Source organism: Actinomadura sp. KC216, assembly GCF_004348535.1.
Lineage (GTDB): Bacteria > Actinomycetota > Actinomycetes > Streptosporangiales > Streptosporangiaceae > Spirillospora.
Window position 1 is genome coordinate 1 of sequence record NZ_SMJX01000394.1, and the last position, 6,958, is coordinate 6,958.

The following is a 6,958-nucleotide window of genomic DNA, read 5'->3' on the forward strand; positions in this document are numbered from 1 at the left end:
GACTTGAACCTCCGGCCTCATCCTTATCAGGGATGCGCTCTAACCGACTGAGCTATAGGCCCGGGTTGTGCCGCTGTTCTGGCGGCGCAACGTGAGGTTACCCCATCTAGAGGGGCAACCGGAAATCGTTACTCGGCCTCCTTGAGCGTCACTTCGACTCCGCCGACGAGGTCTGCGGCGAGGTTGTAGATGACGGAGCCGACCGTGGACAGAGCAGTGATGAGGAGGACGTTCAGAGCGCCCACAAGGACCGTGTAGCCGAAGACGCGGAAGAAGGAGAACCAGTTGCCGGCGTCGACACTGCCGGTGGCCTCGCCCTGCTCCTTGGTGAGGCTGTTGATCGTGTCGCTGATGGCGTCGAACACGCCCAGGCCGGACAGGATCGTGTAGAGAACGATCACGGCGACTAGGAGGATGACGAAACAGACCAGCGACATCACGAAGCTGAACTTCATCACCGACCACGGTTCGAGCCGGGCGAGCTGCAGCTGGGCCTTGCGCGCCGGTTTGCCGCCGGCGGCGGGCTTGGACGGGCGTTTCGCGGGCGCGGGTGACGTGGACGGGCGGTCCTTGAGGACGGTTCCCGCGAAGCTCGGACGCTTCGAGCCACCAGAGCCGGGCTTCCCAGACGGGCCAGAAGCAGGCGTACCGGACGACCCCGGCCCTTGGCCCGAGCCAGGGCTCGGAGTCGGGCTCGCGGCGGACGAGTTACCCGACGCAGGCGCGTTGAACGGCTGGTTCGGCTTCTCTGTGCGTCCTGTGGAAACGGAACCGGACGGCTCGGCGGGTTTGGCCCAGCCCGCCGAACCCGAACTCGAACTCGAACCCGACGCCGAGCCGAAGCCCGGATCCGACGCCGAGCCGGAGGCCGAACTCGGTGCGGGGTGGGCTGCACGGCCGGCCGCCGAACCGCTGGACGCCGGACTCGGTTGCGGCGAGGCCGCAGGACCAGACGTCGAGCCCGATGGCCGGGCAGGCGACGGCCGGGACGCCGAGCCCGACGGGTCGGAAGGACGACCGGAGGCCGAAGCGGGCGACGCGGCGCTGGGCCGCGGGACGGGGTCGGTTGCGGTCGGGGAATCGGCGGGCTTGGTGCTCTTGGGCGGCTCGGTGGTGTCCTGGACGGGGGCGATCTCCGGCGAGTCGGACTCGTCCAACGGCTCGTCCACCTGCGGCAGGTCGGCCCTGGTCTCATCCGCGTTGGAGTCGATCTCGACGGTCGTCTCGTCCCGGCCGGGCTTGGAGGCCGCGGCGGCCACCACCTTGCGCGCCGCACCGGATCTGCCCGCCGCACGGGACCTGCTCGACCTGGCCGGTTTGGCGTCCGATTCGGCGGCCGCGTCCGACTTGGCGGGCGCGGCCGACCTATCGGACGCACCCGGCTTGTCGGAACCGCTTGGCGTGTCGGACACGCTCGGCCCATCCGAGGCGCCGGCGGGCTCGGCCGAGGTGCCGTCCGACTCGCCTGGCTGGTTCGGCTTGGTCGTCCGGCCCGGCTTCGCTTCGGACTCGCCGGCGGCCTTCGCGCCGGGGTCGGCCCCCGGGGTCTCGCCGGAGCCGCCCGGCGCAGCCGCGCCGGGCCCGTCCTTGCTCTTGCCGGGCTCGGTGCTCACGTGTCCTCCTGGCCTAGCGGTCGGGCAACGAAGGCGATGAACGCGCGGGACGCGATGATGTCCCGTACGTCATTCACCGTCGTCGCCTCCCTCGGCGTCGTCTGAGTCCTCCATGGACTCTACGTTCCTCGCGATGGCCACGACGCTGTCCCCGTCCGCGAGGTTCATCAGGCGGACACCCATGGTCTGCCTGCCGGACTGCTTGATCTCCGCGGCCGTGGTCCGGATGACTCCGCCGTTGGACGTCATCGCGAACACACCGTCTTCCGGGCCCACCATCAGGGCCCCTACCAACATCCCGCGGGATTGCACGATCTTAGCCGTGAGGACGCCCTTACCCCCACGACCCTGCAGCGGGTACTGGTCGACGGGGGTCCGCTTGGCGTACCCGCCCTCGGTCGCGACGAGGACGTCCTGGGACGTGTCCTTCACGACCAGCATGTTAAGAACTTCCTGGTCCTCGTCGAAACGCATGCCGATGACGCCGGACGTGGCGCGTCCCATCGGGCGCAGCGAGTCGTCGTCGGCGCGGAAGCGGATCGCCTGGGCGCCGGTGGACACCATCAGCAGGTCGTCGTCGGCCGAGACGAGCCGCGCGGCGATGACCTCGTCGTCGTCGACCAGGTTGATCGCGATGATGCCGCCGGTGCGCGGCGAGTCGAAGTCGCCCAGCGCGGTCTTCTTGACGCGGCCCTTCTTCGTCCCGAGGACGAGGTAGGGCGCGACCTCGTAGTCCCGCAGGTCCATGACCTGGGCGATGTGCTCGTCCGGCTGGAACGCCAGCAGGTTCGCGACGTGCTGGCCGCGCGAGTCGCGACCGGAATCGGGCAGTTCGTACGCCTTCGCCCGGTACACCCTGCCCTTGTTGGTGAAGAACAGGATCCAGTGGTGCGTCGTGGTGACGAAGAACTGGTCGACGATGTCGTCCTGCTTGAGCTGCGCGCCGCGGACGCCCTTGCCGCCGCGCCGCTGCGCCCGGTACAGGTCGGTGCGGGTGCGCTTGGCGTAGCCGCCGCGGGTGATCGTGACGACGACGTCCTCTTCGGCGATGAGGTCCTCGTACGACACGTCCCCGTCGAACGGGATGATCTGCGTGCGCCGCTCGTCGCCGAACTTCTCGACGATCGGGGCCAGCTCGTCGCCGACGATCTGGCGCTGCCGCTCCGGCGAGGCCAGGATGTCGTTGTAGTCGGCGATCTCCGCCATGAGCTTGTCGTACTCATCGGTGATCTGCTGCCGTTCCAGGGCGGCGAGCTTGCGCAGCTGCATGTCGAGGATGGCCTGCGCCTGGATCTCGTCGATCTCCAGCAGCTGCATCAGGCCCTGCTGCGCCTCCGATGCCGACGGCGACCGGCGGATCAGCGCGATGACCTCGTCGATCCGGTCGAGGGCCTTCAGCAGGGCGCGCAGGATGTGGGCGCGCTCCTCGGCCTTGCGGAGCAGGAACCGGGTGCGGCGGACGATCACCTCCACCTGATGCGCGACCCAGTACCGCACGAACTGGTCGATGCGGAGGGTGCGCGGCACGCCGTCGACCAGCGCGAGCATGTTCGCGCCGAACGTCTCCTGCAGCTGGGTGTGCTTGTACAGGTTGTTCAGGACGACCTTGGCGACGGCGTCCCGCTTGAGGACGATCACGAGGCGCTGCCCCGTCCGGCCGGACGTCTCGTCGCGGACGTCGGCGATGCCGTCGAGCTTGCCCTCCTTCACCCCGTCCGCAATCTTCAGGGCGAGGTTGTCCGGGTTGACCTGGTACGGCAGCTCGGTGACGACGAGGCAGGTGCGGCCCTGGATCTCCTCGACCTCGACAACGGCGCGCATGGTGATGGAGCCGCGGCCGGTGCGGTACGCCTCCTCGATGCCCTTGCGGCCGACGATCAGCCCGGCGGTCGGGAAGTCGGGGCCCTTGACCCGCTCGATCAGCGCCTCGAGAAGCTCCTCGTCGGACGCGCCGAAGTTGTCGAGGTACCACCTGACGCCTTCGGCGACCTCACGCAGGTTGTGCGGCGGGATGTTCGTCGCCATCCCCACCGCGATGCCGGCGGACCCGTTGACCAGCAGGTTCGGGTACCGCGACGGCAGGACGTCCGGCTCCTGCGAACGGCCGTCGTAGTTGGGTGAGAAGTCGACGGTCTCCTTGTCGATGTCGCGCAGCAGCTCCATCGCGAGGGGCGCCATGCGGCATTCGGTGTACCGCATGGCCGCGGCCGGGTCGTTGCCGCGCGAGCCGAAGTTGCCGTTCCCGTCGACCAGCGGGTACCGCATCGACCACGGCTGCGCGAGCCTGACCAGCGCGTCGTAGATGGCGGAGTCGCCGTGCGGGTGGTAGTTCCCCATGACGTCGCCGACGACGCGCGCGCACTTGAAGTAGCCGCGGTCGGGCCGGTAGCCACCGTCGTACATCGCGTACAGGACGCGGCGGTGCACGGGTTTGAGGCCGTCGCGGACCTCGGGCAGCGCACGCGCGACGATGACCGACATGGCGTAGTCGAGATAGCTCTTCTGCATCTCGACCTGGATGTCGACCGGTTCGATCCGCTCGCCCGGGTATCCGCCCTCGGTGGTCACGTCCGTCACTCTCAAGACCTCTTCTGCTCGTTGGGATGCAAGTACGGTCGCCTGCCGGAAGCAGCCCGCGGACAGCTCGCCCGTCCGCCGCTCCCCTCCTCGCCCGGAAGGGACCGCCCGGCCCGCGTCACCGGAAGCTCGCCCGCCCCGGCGCGCGCCACACGACGCCCGCCCGGGACCGCCACGCCCATCGCCTCCGTCGCCGAATGCTCAGCCCGAGTCGCCATGATCACGGCCACCTGCCGGATTCCCGACCCAGGACGACGGCAAACCGACCCAGGGCGACGGCAAACCGGCCCAAGACAACGGCAAACCGTGCCAGGACGGCGGCGAGCCGGGCCAAAGCGGCGAACTGGGCCAGAGCGCCGCGAACCAAGGTCTGGACGGCCGGGAGCCGGGCCTAGACGGCGGGAACCGGTGCCAACGCGGCTGGTGGGAGCCGGGCCAGGGCGGTTGGGAGCCGGGCCGGCGGCCGTGGGGCCGTCGACCGGTGGGAGCTGGGCCATCAAGCCAATGGGAGCTCGGCATGGGCCGCCGTACTCAGATGTCAAGGAAGCGCACGTCCTTGGCGTTGCGCTGGATGAACTCGCGGCGGGGTTCGACCTCCTCGCCCATGAGCACGCTGAACAGCTCGTCCGCTTGGGCGGCGTCGTCGAGCTGCACCTGCAGCAGCACACGGTTGTCGGGGTCCATCGTGGTGTCCCACAGCTCGTTGGCGTTCATCTCGCCGAGGCCCTTGAAGCGCTGGACCAGGTCGCGGGGACGCGGGTCGCGCTTTCCGGCGGCGACCCCGGCCTCGATGATCGCGTCGCGCTCGGAGTCGGAGTAGGCGTAGTCGGCCTCCGTGCCGCGCGCGTCCCACTTGATCTTGTAGAGCGGGGGCTGGGACAGGTAGACGTGCCCGGCCTCGATCAGCGGCTTCATGAACCGGAACAGGAGCGTCAGCAGCAGCGTGTTGATGTGGTGGCCGTCGACGTCCGCGTCCGACATCAGGATGATCTTGTGATACCGGAGCTTGGTGATGTCGAACTCGTCGTGGACGCCGGTGCCGAGCGCCGTGATGATCGCCTGCACCTCGTTGTTCTTCAGGATCTTGTCGATCCTGGCCTTCTCCACATTCAGGATCTTGCCGCGGATGGGCAGGATCGCCTGAAAGTGCGGGTTGCGGCCGCCCTTCGCGGAGCCGCCCGCTGAGTCGCCCTCGACGATGTACAGCTCGGACTTGCCGGGGTCGGTGGACTGGCAGTCCGACAGCTTGCCGGGCAGCGACGTCGACTCCAGCAGGCTCTTTCGACGGGTCAGATCGCGCGCCTGCCGCGCCGCGACCCGGGCCCGCGCCGCCTGCGACGCCTTGTTGATGATCTCCTTGGCCTCGCCGGGGTTCTCCTCGAACCAGTCGCGCAGGTAGACGTTGCAAGCGCGCTGCACGAACGACTTGGCCTCGGTGTTGCCGAGCTTGGTCTTGGTCTGGCCCTCGAATTGCGGGTCGGCCAGCTTGATCGAGATGATCGCGGTGAGGCCCTCGCGGACGTCCTCGCCGGTGAGGTTGTCGTCCTTGTCGCGGAGCAGGCCCTTGTCGCGGGCGTAGCGGTTGACGATCGTGGTCAGCGCCGCGCGGAACCCCTCCTCGTGGGTGCCGCCCTCCGCCGTGTTGATCGTGTTGGCGAACGTGTGGACGGACTCGGCGTAGGACGAGTTCCACTGCATGGCGATCTCGATCGACATGCCCGTGGTCTCGTCGCTGAAGTACACGACCGACTCGTGGACGGCGTCCTTGCGCGCGTTGATGTAGCGGACGAAGTCCTCGATGCCGCCCTCGTAGTAATAGCGGACGGCGCGCGGCTCCCCGTTCACATGATCGGGACGCTCGTCCCGCAGCGTGATGGCAAGGCTGCGGTTGAGGAACGCCATCTCCTGGATGCGCCGGGAGAGGGTCTCGAAGTTCCACTCGGTGGTCTCGAAGATTTCCGGGTCGGGCCAGAACCTGATGAGGGTGCCGGTCTCGTCGGTCTCCTCACCCTGCTGAAGCTCGGTCTCCGGCCCCTGCCACGTGTACGACTGGCGCCACACGTGGCCGTTCTGCCGAACCTCGGCCTCCATGCGGGTGGAAAGCGCGTTCACAACCGCTGAGCCCACCCCGTGCAGGCCGCCCGACACGGCATACGACTTGCCGTCGAACTTGCCGCCCGCGTGCAACGTGGTCAGCACCAGCTCAATGGCGGGCCGCTTCTCCACGGGATGCTCGCCAACAGGGATGCCGCGCCCGTTGTCGAGGACGCTCACCCCTCCGTCGGCCATCAACGTCACCACGATCTCGTCGGCGAAGCCGGCCAGGGCCTCGTCGACCGAGTTGTCCACGATCTCGTAAACGAGATGGTGCAGGCCGCGCTCACCGGTCGAGCCGATGTACATGCCCGGGCGCTTGCGAACCGCCTCAAGCCCTTCAAGGACAGTGATCGAACTAGCGTCGTACGCCAAAGGAGATCCTCCTGCCGGGGATGTCTGCCGCTCCGCGCCCGAGGGAGGCACGGTGTGCCCCGTAACACACATGACAGGGCGCCCTTGTGCTCTGTTCAACGTCTGGTCAGAGCTTTGGGCACCCCTTGGCGGCGCAGCATCCTGAACCGATTTCATTCTACCGGGTCATGCGACAGAAAGTGGCACTGTCGGGCGCTGTATGCGCGTGTGGCGGCCGAGCGGGCCTGGAGATGCATCCCCCCACAGGACCGGGGGTGTTCTCTGGCCTACGTGGCGCTCGCTGCTGAACTCATCACCTC

General features: G+C 68.3%; 3 protein-coding genes. All 3 read right to left on the reverse strand.

The window, feature by feature from the left end:
• Positions 1-128: 128 nt before the first annotated feature.
• The 3 genes from E1264_RS46285 to gyrB all read right to left on the reverse strand — a co-directional run bounded on the left by E1264_RS46285 (position 129) and on the right by gyrB (position 6,659).
• Positions 129-1,613, reverse strand: a complete 1,485-nt coding sequence (locus E1264_RS46285) for a DUF3566 domain-containing protein (RefSeq protein ID WP_347813448.1) — start codon at positions 1,611-1,613, stop codon at positions 129-131.
• Positions 1,614-1,682: 69 nt separating this feature from the next.
• Positions 1,683-4,190, reverse strand: a complete 2,508-nt coding sequence (gyrA, locus tag E1264_RS38120) for a DNA gyrase subunit A (RefSeq protein WP_132181686.1) — start codon at positions 4,188-4,190, stop codon at positions 1,683-1,685.
• A gap of 531 nt (positions 4,191-4,721) precedes the next feature.
• Complete coding sequence (gene gyrB, locus E1264_RS38125; RefSeq protein WP_132181688.1) at positions 4,722-6,659, reverse strand: DNA topoisomerase (ATP-hydrolyzing) subunit B; 1,938 nt, start codon at positions 6,657-6,659, stop codon at positions 4,722-4,724.
• Positions 6,660-6,958: the final 299 nt, after the last annotated feature.